Here is a 938-nt window from a genome sequence, read left to right as displayed (position 1 = left end):
TCGTCCTTGGTCAGGATGTAGGCTTCGGCAACGAACTTCTTGTGCGGCTTGACGGTGCCGGGCTTGGCCAGGACCTGGCCGCGCTCGACGCCTTCACGGTCGACACCGCGCAGCAGCGCGCCGATGTTGTCGCCGGCCTGGCCCTGGTCGAGCAGCTTGCGGAACATCTCGACGCCCGTGCAGGTCGTCTTGGTGGTCGGGCGGATGCCGACGATCTCCAGCTCCTCGCCGACCTTGACGACGCCGCGCTCGACGCGGCCGGTCACCACCGTGCCGCGGCCCGAGATCGAGAACACGTCCTCGATCGGCATCAGGAACGGCTTGTCGAGCGGACGAACCGGCGTCGGGATGTAGGCATCGACCGCAGCCATCAATTCGCGGATGGCGTCCTCGCCGATCTTTTTGTCGCTATCTTCAAGCGCGGCAAGCGCCGAACCCTTGACGATCGGAATGTCGTCGCCGGGGAACTCGTTCTTGGTCAAAAGCTCGCGCACCTCGAGCTCGACCAGCTCGAGCAGCTCGGCGTCGTCGACCTGGTCGACCTTGTTCAAGAACACCACGATCGAGGGCACGCCGACCTGACGGGCCAAAAGGATGTGCTCGCGGGTCTGCGGCATCGGGCCGTCGGCGGCCGACACCACCAGGATCGCGCCGTCCATCTGCGCGGCACCGGTGATCATGTTCTTCACATAGTCGGCGTGGCCGGGGCAGTCGACATGGGCATAGTGGCGGTTGGCGGTCTCGTATTCGACATGCGCCGTCGAAATCGTGATGCCGCGCGCCTTCTCTTCCGGCGCCGCATCGATCTGGTCGTAGCGCTTGTATTCGCCAAAATACTTGGTGATCGCCGCCGTCAGCGACGTCTTGCCATGGTCGACGTGACCAATCGTGCCAATGTTCACATGAGGCTTAGTGCGCTCGAATTTACCTTTTGCCAT

The 938-nt window shown here is 63.5% G+C and carries 1 protein-coding gene; it reads right to left on the bottom strand.

What is annotated here, in order from left to right:
* Positions 1 to 938 (bottom strand): elongation factor Tu (tuf, locus tag E5W70_RS32515; protein WP_292665466.1); only part of this gene is annotated, 938 nt, incomplete at both ends.

The organism is Mesorhizobium sp. (assembly GCF_005063415.1).
GTDB lineage: Bacteria > Pseudomonadota > Alphaproteobacteria > Rhizobiales > Rhizobiaceae > Mesorhizobium.
Note: the sequence above shows the minus strand (reverse complement) of the source record. Positions and strands in the feature narration are given on the sequence as shown.